We start from the raw sequence: 19,696 nt of genomic DNA on the forward strand, positions 1-19,696 counted from the left end.
CCTTACATCCCCGACTTGACCTTGGTCCAGCTGCGGGTCATCAGGCGCTGAATGTTCGGTGGCAACTCGGTCGACACGTAGGCCTTGTCAATCACGGCCTGTGGCGGATAAACCGATTCATCGGTACGGATGGATTGATCCATCAGCTTGTCCGAGCCCGGGTTGGGGTTGGCGTAACCGACAGAATCACTGACCTGGGCGATCACCTCAGGTTTCAACAGATAGTTGATGAAGGCGTGGGCCTGCTTCACGTTCGACGAATCCTTGGGAATCGCCAACATGTCGAACCACAACGCGCCGCCCTCTTTCGGCACCGTGTAGGCGATATTCACGCCTTTCTTTGCTTCTGCCGCGCGGTTCTTCGCCTGGAAGATATCGCCGGAGAAACCGATGGCCACGCAGATGTCGCCGTTGGCCAGGTCGCCGATGTATTTCGAAGAATGGAAGTAGGTTACGTAGGGGCGCACGGCGAGCAATTTGTCGGTGGCTTTCTTGTAATCCTTGGGATTGGTGCTGTTGGCATCCAGCCCCATGTAGTTGAGCACGGTCGGCATCATTTCATCGGCCGAATCGAGGAATGCCACGCCGCAGCTTTGCAGCTTCTTGATGTTTTCCGGCTCGAACAGCACGCCCCAGGAGTCAATCTTGTCGACGCCCAGCACAGCCTTCACTTTATCGACGTTGTAGCCGATGCCGTTGGTGCCCCACAGGTACGGTACGGCGTACAGGTTGCCAGGATCGTTCTGCTCCAGACGCTTGAGTAGCGCCGGGTCGAGATTCGAGTAATTTGACAGCTGCGCCCGGTCGAGTTTCTGGAACGCACCCGCCTTGATCTGCTTGCCGAGGAAGTGGTTCGACGGCACGACCACGTCGTAACCGGTACGCCCGGCGAGCAACTTGCCTTCCAGGGTTTCGTTGGAGTCGAACACGTCGTAGACCGGTTTGATCCCGGTCTCTTTCTGAAAGTCGGCCAGCGTCGATTCGCCGATGTAATCCGACCAGTTATAAATATGCACCGTGCCGGCGGCTTGGGCACCGACGGCGATCGTCAGGCCGGCAGCGGCCAGCAGCGCATTGCGCAAAGAAGAAAAAATAGGCACGTGAAGGTCCTCTAAAATTAGTTGGGCCCAAGTTGCCCAGCGCTGCATGACAGCCACGGCTGCCCGGCAACAAAACCGGCGCGCAACTTACCCTCGAAAAACCGTTCCAGCAAAACTTTCTGTCATTTAATTATTCCGCTGGCCGCCGTCGCGCAGACGACGGCCAACGGTTGCGGCTTCAAACCGGTTTATTTACCGGATTTGATTTTGGTCCAGCTGCGGGTGATCAGACGCAGTGTGGCGGCATCCAGATCACTGATCGCATAGAGCTGCTTCTTCACTTCAGCCGAAGGATAGATGCTCGCATCGCTGGTGATGTCTTTGTCCACCAGCGGTGTGGCCGCCTTGTTGCCGTTCGGGAAACGTACGGCGTTGGTGATCTCGGCCATCACTTCCGGCTGCAGCAGGTAGTTCATGAACTTGTAGGCGGCGTCGACGTTGGTGGCATCCTTTGGAATGGCAACCATGTCGTAGAAAGTGCCGGCGCCTTCTTTCGGAATGGTGTAGGCCAGTTTGACCTTGTCACCGGCTTCCTTGGCGCGCGACTTCGACTGCTCCAGGTCACCCGAGTAACCCACGGCCACGCAAATGTTGCCGTTGGCCAGGTCGGAGATGTACTTGGAGGAATGGAAGTAGGCGACCGAAGGACGAATCTTGAGGAACAGATCTTCGGCGGCTTTCAGGTCAGCCTTGTCTTTGCTGTTGGTCGGTTTGCCCAGATAGTGCAGCGCCGCCGGAATCATTTCGGTCGGTGCGTCGAGGAAGCTCACGCCGCAGCTTTTCAGCTTCTCGATGTTCTCAGGCTTGAACACGATGTCCCAGGAATCGATCTTGTCGATACCCAGTGCAGCCTTGACCTTCTCCGGGTTGTAGCCGATGCCGATCGAGCCCCACATGTACGGGAACGCGTGTTTGTTGCCCTGGTCGCTGGCATCGCCAACGGCTTTGAGCAGGTCTTCGTCGAGGTTCTTCCAGTTCGGCAGCTTGGACTTGTCCAGCTCCTGATACACGCCCGCCTTGATCTGCTTGGCGAGGAAGTTGTTGGAAGGCACCACGATGTCGTAACCGGATTTACCGGCCAGCAATTTGGCTTCCAGGGTTTCGTTGCTGTCGAACACGTCGTAGACGACTTTGATGCCGGACTCTTTTTCAAACTTGGCAACGGTGTCCGGTGCGATGTAGTCGGACCAGTTGTAGACGTGCAACACCTTGTCGTCCGCCTGAACCGCACCCGCCATCATGCCCGCGATGGACAGAGCGAGAAGTGTCTTGCCAGCAAGCTTTTTGCCTAATGCCTTCATGCGTAATGCTCCAAATTTTTCTTTTTTGAACCACTTTGTTCAGCGGCCGAACCCGGACAACTGGAACCGCGGCTAGTCTGGCAAGATCCGAGGCGGTCTTTCAAGGAAAGACCAGCCTTTCTGACAGCTTTGCGCGAGAGCGCCGAGGCTTTCCCGCACAAAGCCTAGCACTTAGCCCTGCAACGCACTGAGGGTCAGGTCCAGACACTTGCGTGCCTTTGTAACCAGCTCGTCGATTTCCGCTTTGCTGATCACCAGCGGCGGCGCGATGATCATGGTGTCGCCCACGGCGCGCATGATCAGCCCGTTGTCGAAGCAGAACTGGCGGCAGATCATGCCCACGCCCTTGCCCTCGTAACGTTTGCGAGTGGCCTTGTCCTGCACCAGCTCGATCGCCCCCAGCAGACCGACCCCGCGAACTTCACCCACTAACGGGTGATCGTTCAGTTCCCGCAGACGTTTCTGCAAATACGGTGCCGTTTCGTTGTGCACGTTCTCGATAATCTTTTCGTCGCGCAGAATGCGGATGTTTTCCAGGCCCACTGCCGCCGCCACCGGGTGACCGGAGTAGGTGAAACCGTGGTTGAAATCGCCGCCTTCGTTGAGCACCGCGACCACTTCGTCACGCACGATCAGGCCACCCATCGGGATGTAGCCGGAGGTCAGGCCCTTGGCGATGGTCATCATGTCGGGCTTGAGGTCGTAGAAATCGCTACCGAACCACTCACCGGTACGGCCGAAACCACAGATCACCTCATCCGCGACGAAGAGGATGTCGTACTTGGCGAGGATTTCCTTCACGCGCGGCCAGTAGCTGTCGGGCGGAATGATCACGCCGCCGGCGCCCTGGATCGGCTCGGCAATAAAGGCACCGACGTTGTCGACGCCGACTTCGAGAATTTTCTCTTCCAGCTGATTGGCCGCCCAGATCCCGAACTCTTGCGGGGACATGTCGCCGCCTTCGGCGAACCAGTACGGCTGGGCGATGTGGACGATGCCCGGGATCGGCAAGTCGCCCTGCTCATGCATATAGGTCATGCCGCCCAGGCTCGCGCCGGCCACGGTGGAACCGTGATAACCGTTCTTGCGGCTGATGATGACTTTCTTGTTCGGCTGGCCCTTGATCGCCCAGTAGTGGCGAACCATGCGCAACATGGTGTCGTTGCCTTCAGAGCCGGAACCGGTGAAGAACACGTGGTTCATGCCTTCCGGCGCGATTTCGGAGATGGCCTTGGCCAGTTCCAGTGCCGGCGGGTGAGCAGTCTGGAAAAACAGGTTGTAGTACGGCAGTTCGCGCATCTGTTTGCTGGCGGCATCGGCCAGTTCATCGCGACCGTAACCGATGGCCACGCACCACAGACCGGCCATGCCGTCGAGGATCTTGTTGCCTTCGCTGTCCCACAGGTAAACGCCCTTGGCGTTGGTGATGATCCGCGGGCCCTTCTCTTTCAGTTGCTTGAAATCGCTGAACGGGGCCAGGTGGTGATCGCTGCTCAGCGCTTGCCACTCACGGGTTTGCGGGTTGTTGCTGGTCATGCCAATTCTCCTTGTTATCGGTGAAGGCGCGGCGGCTGACCACCGCGCCCCGGCGTATCAGACGGCGAAGAGCAGGTACTCACGCTCCCACGAACTGATCACTCGCTTGAAGTTTTCATGCTCGGCCCGCTTGACCGCGACGTAGCCCGTGATGAAAGTTTTGCCCAGGTATTTCTCGACGGTCGAGCTGTTTTCCATGCGCTCCAGCGCGTCCTCGATGGTCAGCGGCAGGCGCAGGTTGCGGCGTTCATAGCCACGACCAACGACCGGCGCGCTCGGGTTGAGGCCCTCGACCATGCCGATGTAACCGCAGAGCAGGCTCGCGGCAATCGCCAGGTACGGGTTGGCGTCGGCGCCCGGCAGACGGTTTTCCACGCGGCGGTTTTGCGGGCCGGCATCCGGTACGCGCAGGCCCACGGTGCGGTTTTCTTCGCCCCACTCGACGTTCACCGGCGCCGAGGTATCCGGCAGGAAGCGGCGGAACGAGTTGACGTTGGGGGCGAAGAGCGGCAGCAATTCCGGGATCAGCTTCTGCAGGCCACCGATGTGGTGCAGGAACAGCTGGCTCATGGTCCCGTCTTCATTAGAGAAGACGTTTTTGCCGGTCTCGATGTCGATGATGCTCTGGTGCAAGTGCATCGCGCTGCCCGGTTCACCGGTCATCGGCTTGGCCATGAAAGTGGCAGCCACGTCGTGCTTGAGCGCGGCTTCGCGCATGGTGCGTTTGAACACCAGAATCTGGTCGGCCAGCGACAGGGCGTCACCGTGACGGAAGTTGATTTCCATCTGCGCGGTGCCGTCTTCGTGGATCAGCGTGTCGAGATCCAATTCCTGCAACTCGCACCAGTCGTATACGTCTTCGAACAGCGGGTCGAATTCGTTCGCTGCCTCAATAGAGAACGACTGACGACCGATTTCCGGACGCCCGGAGCGGCCGATCGGCGGCTGCAACGGATAGTCAGGGTCGTCACTGCGCTTGGTCAGGTAAAACTCCATCTCTGGCGCCACGATCGGCTGCCAGCCCTTGTCGGCGTAGAGTTTGAGTACTTTCTTGAGGACGTTGCGCGGCGACAGTTCGATCGGGTTGCCTTGCTTGTCGTAGGTGTCGTGAATCACCTGGGCGGTTGGCTCGATGGCCCACGGCACCATGTACACGGCGTTCTGGTCGGGGCGGCAGATCATGTCGATGTCGGCCGGGTCGAGCAGTTCGTAATAGATGTCGTCTTCGACGTAGTCGCCGGTTACGGTCTGCAACAGAACGCTTTCTGGCAGGCGCATGCCTTTTTCGGCGATGAACTTGTTGGTCGGCGAGATCTTGCCCCGGGTGATACCGGTCAAGTCGGCGATCATGCATTCGACTTCTGTGATCTTGTGGTCTTTCAACCAATCGGTGAGCTGGTCGAGGTTGTTACTCATAAATGCCTCTGGGCTGAGTCTCCTGACGCTATGTCAGGCAAAGTTTGACGCTTGTGCGTCGCGTTAAAGGGGGTTTGCTTGCGCGCAGTGTCGGCTTACGCCTGGCACCGCGCATAGACAATGAAAGAGAAGCTTACCTGCCCTTTACGCTGGCGTTGCATTTCCTGTGCACAACCGGCACGTGCAGAATCATGAGCACGGCTTGAAGAGCGGCACAGGCTTTGTGGGAGAAAGAGATCTATATTGGAAGGAGACGCCATAAAGAGGATGGCTTCCCGTGCGTCCAGAATATCGGACGTTGCCGTTTTGACGGCTGCTGCGCGCGAGACCATCGTCGGCAGGCTGCGAGCCTGATTGACTGCGCTCTGCACGGACGATTCGCCACTGATGTGATAAGCATGCAGACCGGACTGTTGCGAGCAGTCGGTGACGCCGTTTATCGACAGGCGAGACATGAAGCACCCCGGTATTATTGCTGTTATGGGTTTGATCGGAGCTTAGCCTTGTTCATTTTTTTACACAACACCCCCGTAAAAAATACAACACGGCCTGCTCAAGCCTGCGGGTGCCAAGCGTTCCAAGGGTAAAAAACCGCCCGAAAATGCCCCATAAACGCCCTCGCAGCGCTTTTTTAGGGCAAAAAAGGCCTTGCTTGACTTCGGCAGGCCGTTCGGGTTGACTGAAACCAGAAAAGATCAATGATTGATATTTTTAACAACAAAGGTGTTGCATCATGTCGGTACCCCCGCGTGCCGTTCAGCTCAACGAAGCGAACGCGTTCCTTAAGGAACATCCTGAGGTTCTGTACGTTGACCTTCTGATTGCGGATATGAATGGTGTGGTGCGCGGCAAGCGCATTGAACGCACCAGCCTCCACAAGGTTTACGAGAAAGGCATCAACCTGCCGGCCTCTCTATTTGCTCTGGATATCAATGGTTCAACGGTGGAAAGCACCGGTCTGGGCCTGGACATCGGCGACGCCGATCGTATCTGCTATCCGATCCCCGATACCCTGTGCAACGAGCCATGGCAGAAGCGCCCTACCGCGCAACTGTTGATGACCATGCACGAACTCGAAGGCCAGCCGTTCTTCGCTGACCCGCGTGAAGTGCTGGCTAATGTGGTGCGCAAGTTCGACGAACTGGGCCTGACCATCTGCGCCGCGTTCGAGCTCGAGTTCTACCTGATCGACCAGGAGAACGTGAACGGTCGTCCGCAACCACCACGCTCGCCGGTTTCCGGCAAACGTCCGCACTCGACTCAGGTTTACCTGATCGACGACCTCGACGAATACGTCGATTGCCTCCAGGACATTCTGGAAGGCGCCAAAGAGCAAGGCATTCCAGCCGACGCCATCGTCAAGGAAAGTGCCCCGGCGCAGTTCGAAGTGAACCTGCACCACGTTGCCGACCCGATCAAGGCGTGCGACTACGCGGTACTGCTCAAGCGGCTGATCAAGAACATCGCCTACGACCATGAAATGGATACCACTTTCATGGCCAAGCCTTACCCTGGCCAGGCGGGCAATGGTCTGCACGTGCACATTTCGATTCTGGATAAAGAAGGCAAAAACATTTTTGCCAGCGAGGATCCCGAGCAGAACGCCGCGCTGCGTCACGCGATCGGCGGTGTGCTCGAGACCCTGCCCGCGCAGATGGCTTTCCTCTGCCCTAACGTCAACTCGTACCGTCGTTTCGGCGCACAGTTCTACGTGCCGAACTCGCCGTGCTGGGGCCTGGACAATCGCACCGTGGCGATTCGCGTACCGACCGGTGCGGCCGATGCCGTGCGGATCGAACACCGCGTTGCCGGTGCCGACGCCAACCCGTACCTGCTGATGGCTTCGGTGCTGGCTGGCGTGCATCACGGCCTGACCAACAAGATCGAGCCGGGCGCGCCCGTCGAAGGCAACAGCTACGAGCAGAACGAACAAAGCCTGCCGAACAACTTGCGCGATGCCCTGCGTGAGCTGGACGACAGCGAGGTGATGGCCAAGTACATCGATCCGAAATACATCGATATCTTTGTCGCCTGTAAAGAGAGCGAGCTGGAGGAGTTCGAACACTCCATCTCCGACCTTGAGTACAACTGGTATCTGCATACCGTTTAAGCGGTTGTAGCTGCATAAAAACGCCGTTGGCTGATTCAGCCAGCGGCGTTTTTTTATGGCTCACACGAAAGCCCCGCTTGGGATCAATGGCCGCCTGCGGCGGATCGCTGGCAAGCCAGCTCCCACAGGGTTCTGTTGTGTACTCAAATTCTGTGTTCGACACAGATCACTGTGGGAGCTGGCTTGCCAGCGATGGCGTCCGGGCAGACAAACACAACAGCCGGCTCGTACAATGCCCGCTGCCCCGCAGGAGACTTTCATGACGCGTCCCGCCCCCGTCCGTAAACCCCGCGCCCGCAGTCAGGCGCGGATCGACTCGATACTCGACGCCGCGCGCACGCTGCTGGCCGCCGAGGGTGTGGCCAGCCTGTCGATCTACAGCGTGGCCGAGCGCGCGCAGATTCCGCCCTCTTCGGTTTACCACTTCTTCGCTAGCGTCCCGGCGCTGCTCGAAGCCCTGACAGCGGATGTGCACGCGGCATTCCGCGCCTGCCTGCAAGCGCCGATCGATCATCAAGCCTTGCGCGACTGGCGCGACCTGTCGCGGCTGGTCGAACAGCGGATGCTGGAGATTTACGACGAAGACGCCGCCGCCCGCCAGTTGATCCTCGCCCAGCATGGCCTCACCGAAGTCACCCAGGCCGACCGTCAGCACGACATCGAACTGGGCGACCTGATGCACAAGCTGTTCGATCATCACTTCGAACTGCCAAGGCTGCCGGAGGATGTGGATGTGTTTGCCCTGGCGATGGAATTGGGCGACCGCGTTTACGCGCGTTCAGTGCAGCAGCACGGGCAGATCACGCCGCGCATGGCAGAGGAAGGGATGCGCGTGTTTGATGCTTATATCGGGTTGTATTTGCCGCCCTATCTGCCCAAGAGATCTCTGCTGATCTGACTGGCCGCATCGCTGGCAAGCCAGCTCCCACAGGGTATTTGGCGGTCCAACAATCTGCATCCACCGACGATTTTTGTGGGAGCTGGCTTGCCAGCGATGGCCGCGCCGCCGATTTCAAGCCAGGCACAACAAACCCCGAAGGGCTCACACCCTCCGGGGTTGTTTTTTATCACCGGTTTACAACTTGGCGATCGAGACCTCGGTGGATTTCACGAAGGCGATCACTTCGCTGCCGACCACCAGTTCCAGCTCTTTTACCGAGCGCGTGGTGATGACCGAAGTGACGATGCCGGAAGCGGTCTGCACGTCGATTTCCGACAGCACGTCGCCGAGGACGATTTCCTTGATCGAGCCTTTGAACTGGTTGCGTACGTTGATGGCTTTGATAGTCATGATATTTCTCCTGAGGTCGAAATAAGCGGCAAGTGGCAAGCTTCAAGCGGCAAGCAAAAGCACAGCGCTTCTACCTGTAGCTTGTAGCTTGAGGCTCGCAGCTACTTCATTGCGCCCAACGCAACTGCGTAGGCAAGGGTGAAACGGGTTCCGGCGCCGGCGGTTCGCCGGGCAGGGACATAACACGGTTGAGCACTTCGGTTTCCAGCGCCGCCAGTCGATGCGAACCACGCACTCGCGGCCGCGGCAACTCGACATGCAGGTCTATGCCGACTTCACCGTCCTCGATCAGAATCACCCGGTCGGCAATCGCGACCGCTTCGCTGACGTCGTGGGTGACCAGCAACACCGTGAAACCGTGCTGCTGCCAAAGGCGTTCGATCAGTTGCTGCATCTCGATGCGGGTCAGCGCATCCAGCGCGCCGAGCGGTTCGTCGAGCAACAGCAGACGCGGCTTGTGAATCAAGGCTCGGGCCAGAGCAACACGCTGCTTCTGACCACCGGACAAAGCCGCCGGCCATTCATTGGCACGGTCCGCCAGGCCGACCGCTTCCAGTGCAGCCAATGCTTGCGGACGCCAGTTGCCTTTGAGCCCGAGACCGACGTTGTCGATGATCTTTTTCCACGGCAACAAACGGGATTCCTGAAACATCAAACGCGTGTCTTCCCGCGCATCGCTAAGCGGCGCGGCACCTGCGAGCAAGTCACCGCCAGTTGGCTGATCGAGGCCGGCGAGCAAGCGCAGCAAGGTGCTCTTGCCACAACCGCTACGCCCGACCACGGCGACGAATTGCCCCGCCGGAATGTGCAGGTCGATGTCGCGCAGTACTTGCCGTGCGCCGAAGGTTTTTTGCAGGTTGCGCACTGCCAGCGGAATCCCGCGCAGCAGGCGTGGAGGTTGTTGAGCGGTCATGCTGCACCTCCTTTGGCAACCTGATAGGCCGGATGCCAGCGCAGCCACACACGTTCAAGTCCACGCGCCGCAAGGTCGGCGAGTTTGCCGAGCACCGCGTAAAGCAGAATCGCCAGTACAACCACATCAGTCTGCAAAAACTCCCGGGCATTCATCGCCAGATAGCCGATGCCGGAGCTGGCAGAAATGGTTTCGGCGACGATCAGCGTCAGCCACATAAAGCCCAGGGCGAAGCGCACACCGACCAGAATCGAAGGCAACGCTCCCGGCAGGATCACCTGCCAGAACAGGCTGAAGCCGCTCAATCCATAACTGCGCGCCATCTCGACCAGCGCGGGGTCGACGTTGCGGATGCCGTGATAGGTGTTGAGGTAGATCGGGAACAGCGTGCCCAACGCCACCAGAAAAATCTTCGCCGACTCATCAATGCCGAACCACAGAATCACCAGCGGAATCAGTGCCAGATGCGGCACGTTGCGGATCATCTGCACCGAACTGTCGAGCAAGCGTTCGCCCCACTTCGACAGACCGGTGATGAAGCCCAACACCAGACCGATGCTGCCGCCGATGGTGAAGCCCAGCGCGGCGCGCCAGCCGCTGATTGCCAGGTGCGTCCAGATTTCACCACTGCGCACCAGACTCACGCCGGCCTCGATCACCGCCACCGGTGCCGGCAGAATCCGTGTCGACAACCAGCCCGCCGATACCGACAACTGCCACACCGCCAGCAGCAACACCGGCAACGCCCAAGGCGCGAGGCTGTGGATGATTTTCTTCATGGCGCGCCTCAGCTCTGCGACGCGGCTTTGGGAAGAATGTCGTTGGCGACCATCTCGCCGAACGGGCTGACATAACCGGCGCTTTTCGGCAGTTCCGGGCGCTCGATGTCGAGGTGCGGGAACAGCAATTCGGCGACGCGGTACGACTCTTCGAGGTGTGGATAACCGGAGAAGATGAAGGTATCGATGCCCAGGTCCGCGTATTCCTTCACCCGAGCGGCCACGGTCGGACCGTCGCCAACCAACGCCGTCCCGGCACCGCCGCGCACAAGCCCGACGCCAGCCCACAGGTTGGGACTGACTTCCAGGTTGTCGCGACTGCCGCCGTGCAATGCGGCCATGCGTTGCTGGCCGACCGAATCGAAACGCGCCAGCGAAGCTTGAGCACGGGCGATGGTGTCATCGTCAAGATGCGAGATCAGACGATCCGCCGCCTGCCAGGCTTCAGCATTGGTTTCACGGACGATCACATGCAAACGAATGCCGAAGCGCACGGTACGTCCGAGCTTGGCGGCTTTGGCGCGCACCTGTTCGATTTTCTCCGCCACCGCTGCGGGCGGCTCGCCCCAGGTCAAAACCATTTCGACCTGTTCGGCAGCCAAATCCTGCGCCGCTTCCGAGGAGCCACCAAAGTACAGCGGCGGACGCGGCTGCTGGATCGGCGGATAGAGCAACTTCGCACCTTTGACGCTGATGTGCTGACCATCGTAATCAACGGTTTCGCCTTCCAGCACTCGGCGCCAGATGCGGGTGAATTCCACCGAGGCTTGATAGCGCTCCTCGTGACTGAGGAACAGACCGTCACCGGCCAATTCTTCCGGATCACCACCGGTCACCAGATTGAACAGCGCCCGCCCGCCAGACAGGCGATCCAGCGTAGCGGCCTGACGCGCCGCCACCGTCGGGGAGATGATCCCCGGGCGCAGGGCGACCAAAAACTTCAGACGCTGGGTCACCGGGATCAGCGACGCCGCCACCAGCCAGGAGTCTTCGCAAGAGCGGCCGGTAGGAATCAGCACACCGCCAAAACCCAGACGATCCGCTGCTTGCGCGACCTGTTGCAGATACCCGTGGTCGACAGCGCGGGCGCCTTCGGAGGTGCCAAGGTAATGGCCGTCGCCGTGGGTAGGCAGGAACCAGAAGATATTGAGGCTCATGGAGTCGTCTCCTTGGGAATTCGAATTACTGTGCTTTGGCCACAGCGGACGGTGGTGTCCAGATCACATCCTTGATGCTCAAAGGCTTGGGAATCAGTTTGAGCTGGAAGAACGTGTCAGCGATTTTCTGTTGCGCGGCGATCACTTCCGGGGTCAGAAACAGCGCACCGTAGCCCTGGCGTTTGACCGCGGTCAGGGTGATGTCCGCCGGCAGGCCGAGCAGCGGCGCGACCTGTTGGGTCACGTCTTCAGGATTGGCTTTGGACCACTCGCCGACCGCGCGCACTTCTTCGACGAGAGTCTTGATCACCTCGGGATTTTTCTGTGCGTAAGGTTTGGTTGCGAGATAGAACTGGTGGTTGTCGACGATGCCTTTGCCGTCGCGCAGGGTGTGCGCTTGCAGCTGTTTCTCGGCGGCCGCCTGATACGGATCCCAGATGACCCAGGCATCAACGCTGCCACGCTCGAACGCGGCACGAGCATCGGCCGGCGGCAGGAATACGGTTTGGATATCGGTGTATTTGAGTCCGGCGTCTTCCAGTGCGCGCACCAGCAGGTAGTGGACGTTGGAACCTTTGTTCAGCGCGACTTTCTTGCCTTTGAGATCGGCCACCGATTTGATCGGCGAGTCTTTCGGCACGAGGATCGCTTCGCTGTTCGGCGCTGGCGGTTCGTAGGCGACATAGAGCAGATCGGCGCCAGCCGCCTGGGCGAATACCGGTGGCGTTTCACCCGTCACGCCGAAGTCGATCGAACCGACGTTCAAGCCTTCGAGCAGTTGCGGGCCACCGGGAAATTCCGTCCATTGCACGTCGACGCCTTGGGCGGCCAGACGTTTTTCAAGAGTACCTTTGGCTTTGAGCAGCACCAGCGTGCCGTACTTTTGATAACCGATCCGAAGCGTCTCGGCTTGAGCTTGAGTGATGGCGCCGAAGGACACAGCCGCAGCAAACAGAGCGACCAGACCACGACGCAAAAATACAGTGCGCATAGCGCTCTCCTTTTTGCAGTTAGGTTTTGGCTGCACCTGCTTGCCCGTTGACGGGCGAGTAAGGCGAGTACTTCAAATTCTTATGAGGCTTAAATGCTCCAGCGAGCACTCAACAAACGTTCGTTCAACAAGCCAGGCTCCAGCGGTTTCGGCCGGCGGGCCATGGCACTGACAAACTGATCCAGCGCTTCATGCAGTCGCTGTTCCAGCGCCGGTGCCAACTGCGCCTGGGCACTGCCTTCGCCATAAGCGATCTGGCTGTCCTCGGCGAAAATCCCCTGGAGCATTTCCTGGGCTTTTAATGCCGACAGCACTGGCTTGAGGGCGTAATCGACCACCAACATGTGGGCGATGCTGCCGCCGGTGGCCATCGGTAAAACAATCTTGTGGTTCAAGGCACGTTCGGGCAGCAGATCGAGCACAGTCTTCAGGGCGCCAGAAAACGAGGCCTTGTAAACCGGTGTAGCGATCAGCAAGCCGTCGGCATTTTCAATCTGTTGTAAAAGATCGAGCACCTTGGGGCTATCAAAACGAGCGTGGAGCAGATCTTCGGCCGGGAAATCCCGTACCTGATAACTCACCACTTCCACCCCTTGCTGCTGCAACCAGCGCTGCGAGCGATCCAGCAGAACTCCAGAACGGGAGCGCAGGCTGGGACTGCCACCGAGTGAGACAACCAGCATTGAGATGATTCCTTAAGCGTTACAGGCGATTCGCAGGTTGCGATCTCGCTTCAATGTGAGAGACCTTACCAGTTGATTTATATATCCATAAATCATATTTATTCATTTGGTTATGCATTTTGGAGATATACGTTTTACCTTTCTCGGGACGAAAAAAAAGGCCGTCGAAACGGCCCGAAATCCCCTGCTTTGTGGATGCCTCAAAACGATCGCAGCCTTCGGCAGCTCCTGCATTGGACTGCGTTTCTCCCTGCAGGCGCTGACGCAGGCTGCGATCTTTTTATCTTAACGATTGGGCTGTGGCGTCAGACGCAGGTACGGCTTCACGGCGCGATAGCCTTTCGGGAAGCGCTGTTTGATCTCTTCTTCATCCTTGAGCGACGGCACGATCACCACTTCGTCACCGTCCTGCCAGTTGGCCGGGGTGGCTACTTTGTAGTTGTCGGTGAGTTGCAGCGAATCGATCACCCGCAGAATCTCGTGGAAATTGCGCCCGGTGCTCGCCGGATAGGTGATGGTCAGGCGAATCTTCTTGTTCGGATCGATCACGAACAGCGAACGCACGGTCAGGGTGTCATTGGCGTTCGGGTGGATCAGGTCATACAGATCCGAGACTTTGCGATCCGCATCGGCCAGGATCGGAAAGTTGACGACAGTGTTCTGGGTTTCGTTGATGTCTTCGATCCACTTGTGGTGCGAGTCCACCGGGTCTACCGACAGCGCGATGGCCTTGACGCCGCGCTGGCTGAATTCATCCTTGAGCTTGGCGGTGAAGCCCAGCTCGGTGGTGCACACCGGGGTGAAGTCCGCCGGATGGGAAAACAGCACGCCCCAACTATCGCCTAGCCATTCGTGAAAACGAATCTTGCCGACGCTGGAGTCTTGCTCGAAATCGGGGGCGATGTCGCCGAGTCTGAGGCTCATGGTGCTGCTCCTGATGAGAGGGTGGAGACCTCAACTGTAGCTTGGCTTTTATGCTCATGAAAAAGAATATATAACTAGATATGTATACTTTTTAGGAATATTAAACTTCTGTTCACTGGACGCCCGGCCGCATCGCGACGAACATCGTTGGCAAGGTTCGAGAAGGCCTTGAGTTGCTGTAAAGAGGGAAATGTCGGGGAAGGCTTACGGGGGTGGGCCTGACTCGGAAACGCAAAAGCCCCGTCCGGCGCGATGCCGGACGGGGCTTTTTTACATCCGCGATTCGAAGCGCGCTATTACATCAGCGGGATCGAGTAGCTGACGATCAGGCGGTTTTCATCCTGGTCGCGAACGCCCGGAATGTTGGTGCGCCAAGTAGCGTTTTTCCACATGACGCCAACGTTTTTCAGCGGGCCTTCTGGCACGACATAACCGATGGTCAGGTCGCGTTCCCATTCGGAGCTGTTAGTGCCGGCAGGTGCGTTAGCGGTTCTGTTGGTGTCGATATCGTAACCACGCAGGTAGACCATACCCGCTGTCAGGCCAGGCACGCCGACTTTGGCGAAGTCATACGAGTAGCGTGCTTGCCAGGTTTTCTCGCCAGCACGACCGAACTTCTGGATCTGCATGTCGGTGATGGTGTAGTTCGACGAACCGTCGCCCTGGTTCAGCCAAGGGAAGTCGCTGCTACCATTGGAAACCTGGTAACCGCCGCCGAAGGTGTGACCCGCCACGGTGTAGAGGAACAGGCCGCTGTACAGGTTGTTGTCAACCTTACCCTTGCCGTTCGACGTGCTGCTGTAGTTGCCGTTGCTGTAGTAAGCAGGGGTATTGCTGTTGGCGCCGTCATCCGAGCTGTTGAAGTAACGGAAGTCGGACTTCAACACACCTGGACCGATTGCCCAGTTATGAACCAGACCCAGGAAGTGTTGCTTGTAGAAATCTTCCAGGTTGCCGTAGTAGTACTGAGCAGTCAGGTCTTTGGTGATTTTGTAGTCACCACCGCCGTAGATGAACTTGTTGCTGTTGGCTACGCGCGCATTGGCGCCACCAATCGACAGCTGTTCATTGTTACTGGAGTTACGACCTTTGACGTGCTCAATCTGACCACCGACCAGAGTCAGGTCTTTGATTTCGCCGGAAGTGATCTGGCCGCCCTGCCAGGTTTGCGGCAGCAAACGACCGTCGTTGGTGACGATAACCGGCAACTTTGGCTGCAGGGTGCCCAATTTCAGTTCGGTCTGGGAGACCTTGGCCTTGGCGGTCAGACCGAGGCTGGAGAAGTTATCGACAGCTTCGCCATTACTTTCGCTTGGGAAAACAGTGCCGCCGTAAGAAGTGGCAGTCGAACCGGCAGTGGCGCCGCTCGAATCCAGACGCACGCCCAACAGGCCGATGGCGTCGATACCGAAACCGACGGTGCCTTGGGTATAACCCGAGATGAAGCGCAGATCGAAGCCTTGGCCCCATTCTTCGTTCTTGTTGGCGCCTGGGCCACTACGGTTATCCGTGTTGATGTAGAAGTTACGCAGTCCCAAAGTTGCCTTGCTGTCTTCGATGAAACCGGCGGCGCCTGCCTGCTGCGCCATAACCCCTACGGCCACAGCCAGGGCCAAGGTGGACTTGTTCATGTAAAGCTCCTCTCGTTTCTAATTCTTCTGCTTTTTTCTGTCGGCTTCGGATCGATTGCCCGAAATCCTGATCGCTTGGTCGCTTGGTCGCTTGATCGCACTCGACCTTTACCCCAGTCAAAGCCGCGAAAGCATACCCCGGCATAGTCCCAAAAAGAATTGTTTCACTCTTTTTCAGAGCACCGAGATATATAAAGGCACTGCAGATTGGAGGTATCGGCTTCAGCCCCGATTCCTGAACCCTTGAGATTGTCGAGGGACGAAAATGCCAAAACACCGCAGTGACTTTTGAGCGCTGGACGGGGCCTAATTTAGCCTTTCGCCGAAAAAACAAAAAAGAATAAAAAATTTCTACAACCTAGCAATATGGAATATATAAAAATGCACGAAAAAAAACCTTGCCGAGCGGCAAGGCTTTTCTCTGGATTTGTTACAGGAAGCTGTAGGTGTAGTTGAAGATCAGGCGGGTCTGATCCTGATCGGCAATATTGATTTCGCTGCCGCGATAAACACCATTGCGCAGTGTTACACCAAAACCTTTGAGAGCACCCTGTTGAACGGTGTAATCGATACGCATGTCTCGTTCCCACTCGGACATGTCGCTACCGGAACCGTTCGTTGCCTTGATGTTATCGCCATGCAGGTAAGCGACCGAAGCTTTGAGGCCCGGTACACCCAGCCCTGCGAAGTCATAGGAGTACTGGCCGAAGGTCGTGTTTTCACCGGCACGGACGAAACCGTTAATCATGGAGTCGGTGAACAGGTAGAAGCTTGCGCCACCGGCACCCTCTGGGCGACCGTTGCCATCGACCACGTTGCCCTGGTTCAGGTAGACGAAGCCACCGTCATCGTTGACGCGTTGATGGCCGAGCAAGAAGGCGTTGCCACCCAAGGTGTAAGTGAACATGGCGCTCCAGGTCTTGTTATCGACCTCGCCCGGAGTCTTGGCATAACCACCGTTGTTATTGAAGCGGTAGCCTGCGTCGCCGTTCTTGCCATCAGAGCTGCTGTCGAAATAGCGGATGTCGGTCTTGAACGACTGGTTGGTGCTGATCGGAAGGACGTGCACCAGGCCGAAGAAGTTCTGCTTGTAATAATCCTGCAGGTTCGAGTGGTAGTACTGCAGGGTCAGATCTTTGGTGACCTTCCAGTCAGCACCGGCATAGCGGAACTGATTGCTGTCCTGCGTACCACCGGCCACTGCGAGGCCGGTGCTGTTTGTCGAGGCACGACCCACTGCATGCTCGAGTTGACCAGCATTGAAGGTGACGTTGTCGATTTCCTTGGAGGTGATCGTGCCACCCTCGAAGGTTTGAGGCAGCAGACGGCTATCGTTCGCAACCAGAATCGGCAAGCTAGGTTGCAGCGCGCCACCCAGGTGAGCTTCGGTCTTGGACAGACGTGCCTTGACGTTACCCGCTACGCGGCTCCAGGACTGCGTTGCCGAACCGTCGGAATCACTTGGGCTGAACGAGTTATTGTCTGGGTGGTGCCCACGGCCACCATCAAGGTGAATCCCGCTAAGCGCTTGCACATCAAGACCAAAACCGACCGTACCTTGAGTGAAACCGGACAGGTAATCAAACTTGAAGCCCTGTGCGGCTTCTCTCTGATCTGCGCCGCCATCACGGTTGTCGTTGTTGAAATACATGGTGCGGGAACTCAGGGAAGCCTTGCTGTCTTCGATGAAACCCGCGGCACCTGCCTGCTGCGCCAATACCCCAAAGGCCACAGCCACGGCCAAGGTGGACTTATTCATTGTCAAGCTCCTCTCGTTTCTAATTATTGTTTGCCTGGCCCGGATCGATGCCCGGGTTCCAAAGGTCAGCGATTAGCACCAGAGCGTGACCCACAAGTCAATCGTAACTTTGTGTGTCTACGACCATGGTCTAAGCTCCGGTTTTTTGGTCCATGCAGGTTCATGAGTTCGTCATGAATCTGAAAAGAATGAACACCTTCTTTTCTAATACCCTTTAGGAATTTATCCCCGTATTTGCGCGCTCCGGTGCCGCCCACAACAACGCGCCGGTCAATTCCTGAAAGGTATTAAGCTGCCCTGTTTAAGCCCATTTGCCCTGAAGCAATCCTGTAACAGTTCCATCACCCCAGCAGCCAGCCCGGGGCACTATCCAGATCAATTGTTACAGTTTGTGTGTCGGTAGGTTTTTTGCAGGCACGGCGCAGCCGCCGTTCTTGCCGGAATGCAACAAGTCATTCCAGTCATGGTTTTCAGCGAGGGGGAATCAGAAGGAGAGGTTCAGATTGAAATGCGCAGGTGTCGCGATATGGGGACCTTGCAGCCCGCCCCCACTCGCCACACCCTGATGAATCAAAGGGTCTTTTCGAAGATCTTCGAATTACGTTGATAGTTGTACAGCGACGCCCGAGCCGCTGGCAGACGCTCAACACTGCTCGGTTCGAAACCACGCTCGCGGAACCAGTGCGCGGTCCGTGTGGTAAGCACGAACAGCGTCTTCAAGCCCTGCGCCCGGGCACGGGTCTCGATGCGCTCCAGCAATTCGTCGCCGCGCCGGCCATGGCGATACTCCGGGTTCACTGCCAGACACGCCAGTTCACCCGCATCCGAATCAGCAATCTGATACAGCGCCGCACAAGCGATGATCATGCCTTCGCGCTCGACCACGCTGAACTGCTCGATCTCACGCTCCAGCACTTCACGCGAACGACGTACCAGAATCCCCTGCTCTTCCAGCGGGCTGATCAGGTCAAGCAAACCGCCGACGTCTTCAATCGCCGCCTCGCGCACCAGTTCGAATTGCTCCTGGGCAACCAGCGTGCCGCCACCGTCTCGGGTGAACAGCTCGGTCAGCAGTGCGCCATCCTCGACGTAACTGACGATGTGGCTGCGCGCCACACCGCCTCGGCAGGCTTCGGCGGCGGCATCCAGCAGTTCCGCTTGATAATTGCTGCTGCCCAGACGCTGCAAGTGCGCCGGCACTTGTTGTGGACGCAGCTCACGCACCAGTTTGCCGTTCTCGTCGATCAGGCCGAGGTCAGCGCCGAACAGCAGCAATTTGTCTGCACCCAGATCGATGGCGGCGCGGGTGGCGACGTCTTCGCAGGCGAGGTTGAAGATTTCCCCGGTCGGCGAATAGCCCAGCGGCGACAGCAGCACGATCGAACGCTCATCGAGCAAACGATTGATACCCTTGCGGTCGACCCGGCGCACTTCACCGGTGTGGTGATAGTCGATACCTTCCAGTACACCGATTGGTCGCGCGGTAACGAGGTTGCCGCTGGCCACGCGCAGGCGCGAGCCCTGCATCGGCGACGAAGCCATGTCCATCGACAACCGCGCTTCGATGGCGATGCGCAACTGGCCGACCGCATCGATCACACACTCAAGGGTCGCGGCATCGGTGATGCGCATGCCGTGGTGGTAATGCGGAGTCAGGCCGCGGGCGGCGAGGCGGGTTTCAATTTGTGGGCGCGAACCATGCACCAGCACCAACCGCACGCCGAGGCTGTGCAGCAGCACCAGGTCGTGGACGATGTTGCCGAAATTCGGATGATCCACGCCGTCGCCGGGCAGCATGACGACGAAGGTGCAATCGCGGTGGGCATTGATGTAGGGAGAAGCGTGACGAAGCCAATTAACGTATTCGGGCATGAACCTGGGCCTGTAATAAATAGCAGCCGGAAAAAAGGGCGAAACGGAAAACGCACAGCGGGCTGATGGTTATCGTCGGAACAGGCTTGGCGACACGCGCGCTCTCCTCATGAATACGGGTTGGGTTGCAGGCAATTTACAGCGTTCGGTCAGGTAAAACATGGATCCCTTGTGGGAACGAGCCTGCTCGCGAAAGCTGTGTGTCAGATACATCAATGTTGATTGACACGATG

At 58.0% G+C, this 19,696-nt stretch carries 17 protein-coding genes; 2 read left to right on the forward strand and 15 right to left on the reverse strand.

What is annotated here, in order from left to right; all coding sequences use genetic code 11:
* Window positions 1-2: 2 nt before the first annotated feature.
* The 5 genes from AB4P97_RS22115 to AB4P97_RS22135 form a co-directional block, all read right to left on the reverse strand.
* Window positions 3-1,100 carry a polyamine ABC transporter substrate-binding protein gene (locus AB4P97_RS22115; protein ID WP_042561636.1) on the reverse strand — a complete coding sequence of 366 codons (1,098 nt, stop codon included), beginning with the start codon at window positions 1,098-1,100 and terminating at the stop codon, window positions 3-5.
* A gap of 188 nt (window positions 1,101-1,288) precedes the next feature.
* Window positions 1,289-2,401, reverse strand: coding sequence for a polyamine ABC transporter substrate-binding protein (locus tag AB4P97_RS22120; protein WP_042561637.1), 1,113 nt, complete (start codon window positions 2,399-2,401; stop codon window positions 1,289-1,291).
* Between the two features lie 171 nt (window positions 2,402-2,572).
* On the reverse strand, window positions 2,573-3,937 hold the full coding sequence (locus AB4P97_RS22125) for an aspartate aminotransferase family protein (RefSeq protein ID WP_047304040.1): 1,365 nt from the start codon (window positions 3,935-3,937) through the stop codon (window positions 2,573-2,575).
* 57 nt (window positions 3,938-3,994) lie between these two features.
* Window positions 3,995-5,353, reverse strand: a complete 1,359-nt coding sequence (locus AB4P97_RS22130; protein ID WP_042561639.1) for a glutamine synthetase family protein — start codon at window positions 5,351-5,353, stop codon at window positions 3,995-3,997.
* 95 nt (window positions 5,354-5,448) lie between these two features.
* Window positions 5,449-5,808: a glutamine amidotransferase gene (locus AB4P97_RS22135; protein ID WP_261735570.1), complete on the reverse strand. Its 360-nt coding sequence runs from the start codon at window positions 5,806-5,808 to the stop codon at window positions 5,449-5,451.
* A gap of 278 nt (window positions 5,809-6,086) precedes the next feature.
* On the opposite strand from AB4P97_RS22135, the gene AB4P97_RS22140 reads away from it, so the two are divergent.
* A complete protein-coding gene (locus AB4P97_RS22140) occupies window positions 6,087-7,463 on the forward strand; it encodes a glutamine synthetase family protein (RefSeq protein WP_042561640.1) in 1,377 nt (458 codons plus the stop codon).
* A gap of 259 nt (window positions 7,464-7,722) precedes the next feature.
* Window positions 7,723-8,361, forward strand: a complete 639-nt coding sequence (locus tag AB4P97_RS22145; protein ID WP_042561641.1) for a TetR/AcrR family transcriptional regulator — start codon at window positions 7,723-7,725, stop codon at window positions 8,359-8,361.
* A gap of 177 nt (window positions 8,362-8,538) precedes the next feature.
* Here the strand turns inward: AB4P97_RS22145 and AB4P97_RS22150 are convergent, their stop codons facing one another.
* The 10 genes from AB4P97_RS22150 to argA form a co-directional block, all read right to left on the reverse strand.
* Window positions 8,539-8,754: a molybdopterin-binding protein gene (locus AB4P97_RS22150; protein ID WP_003229256.1), complete on the reverse strand. Its 216-nt coding sequence runs from the start codon at window positions 8,752-8,754 to the stop codon at window positions 8,539-8,541.
* Window positions 8,755-8,860: 106 nt separating this feature from the next.
* On the reverse strand, window positions 8,861-9,667 hold the full coding sequence (ssuB, locus tag AB4P97_RS22155) for an aliphatic sulfonates ABC transporter ATP-binding protein (protein ID WP_395601626.1): 807 nt from the start codon (window positions 9,665-9,667) through the stop codon (window positions 8,861-8,863).
* Window positions 9,664-10,446, reverse strand: a complete 783-nt coding sequence (gene ssuC, locus AB4P97_RS22160; protein ID WP_003229260.1) for an aliphatic sulfonate ABC transporter permease SsuC — start codon at window positions 10,444-10,446, stop codon at window positions 9,664-9,666. The genes ssuB and ssuC overlap by 4 nt, the downstream gene beginning before the upstream one ends.
* A gap of 8 nt (window positions 10,447-10,454) precedes the next feature.
* Window positions 10,455-11,603 (reverse strand): FMNH2-dependent alkanesulfonate monooxygenase, encoded by a 1,149-nt coding sequence (gene ssuD, locus AB4P97_RS22165; protein WP_042561643.1) that lies wholly within the window; start codon window positions 11,601-11,603, stop codon window positions 10,455-10,457.
* A gap of 25 nt (window positions 11,604-11,628) precedes the next feature.
* Complete coding sequence (locus AB4P97_RS22170) at window positions 11,629-12,594, reverse strand: sulfonate ABC transporter substrate-binding protein (RefSeq protein ID WP_115146595.1); 966 nt, start codon at window positions 12,592-12,594, stop codon at window positions 11,629-11,631.
* 89 nt (window positions 12,595-12,683) lie between these two features.
* Complete coding sequence (gene ssuE, locus AB4P97_RS22175) at window positions 12,684-13,277, reverse strand: NADPH-dependent FMN reductase (RefSeq protein ID WP_042561645.1); 594 nt, start codon at window positions 13,275-13,277, stop codon at window positions 12,684-12,686.
* A gap of 285 nt (window positions 13,278-13,562) precedes the next feature.
* Window positions 13,563-14,201, reverse strand: a complete 639-nt coding sequence (locus AB4P97_RS22180; RefSeq protein ID WP_042561646.1) for a peroxiredoxin — start codon at window positions 14,199-14,201, stop codon at window positions 13,563-13,565.
* Between the two features lie 296 nt (window positions 14,202-14,497).
* Entirely contained in the window at window positions 14,498-15,832 is a 1,335-nt protein-coding gene (locus AB4P97_RS22185) for an OprD family porin (RefSeq protein WP_042561647.1), read from the reverse strand.
* Between the two features lie 430 nt (window positions 15,833-16,262).
* Window positions 16,263-17,591: an OprD family porin gene (locus AB4P97_RS22190; RefSeq protein ID WP_395601627.1), complete on the reverse strand. Its 1,329-nt coding sequence runs from the start codon at window positions 17,589-17,591 to the stop codon at window positions 16,263-16,265.
* 570 nt (window positions 17,592-18,161) lie between these two features.
* Entirely contained in the window at window positions 18,162-19,463 is a 1,302-nt protein-coding gene (argA, locus tag AB4P97_RS22195; protein ID WP_042561649.1) for an amino-acid N-acetyltransferase, read from the reverse strand.
* Window positions 19,464-19,696 lie beyond the last annotated feature (233 nt).

The sequence above is a fragment of the Pseudomonas sp. A1230 genome, assembly GCF_044218825.1.
GTDB classification, from domain to species: Bacteria; Pseudomonadota; Gammaproteobacteria; order Pseudomonadales; family Pseudomonadaceae; genus Aquipseudomonas; species Aquipseudomonas iridis.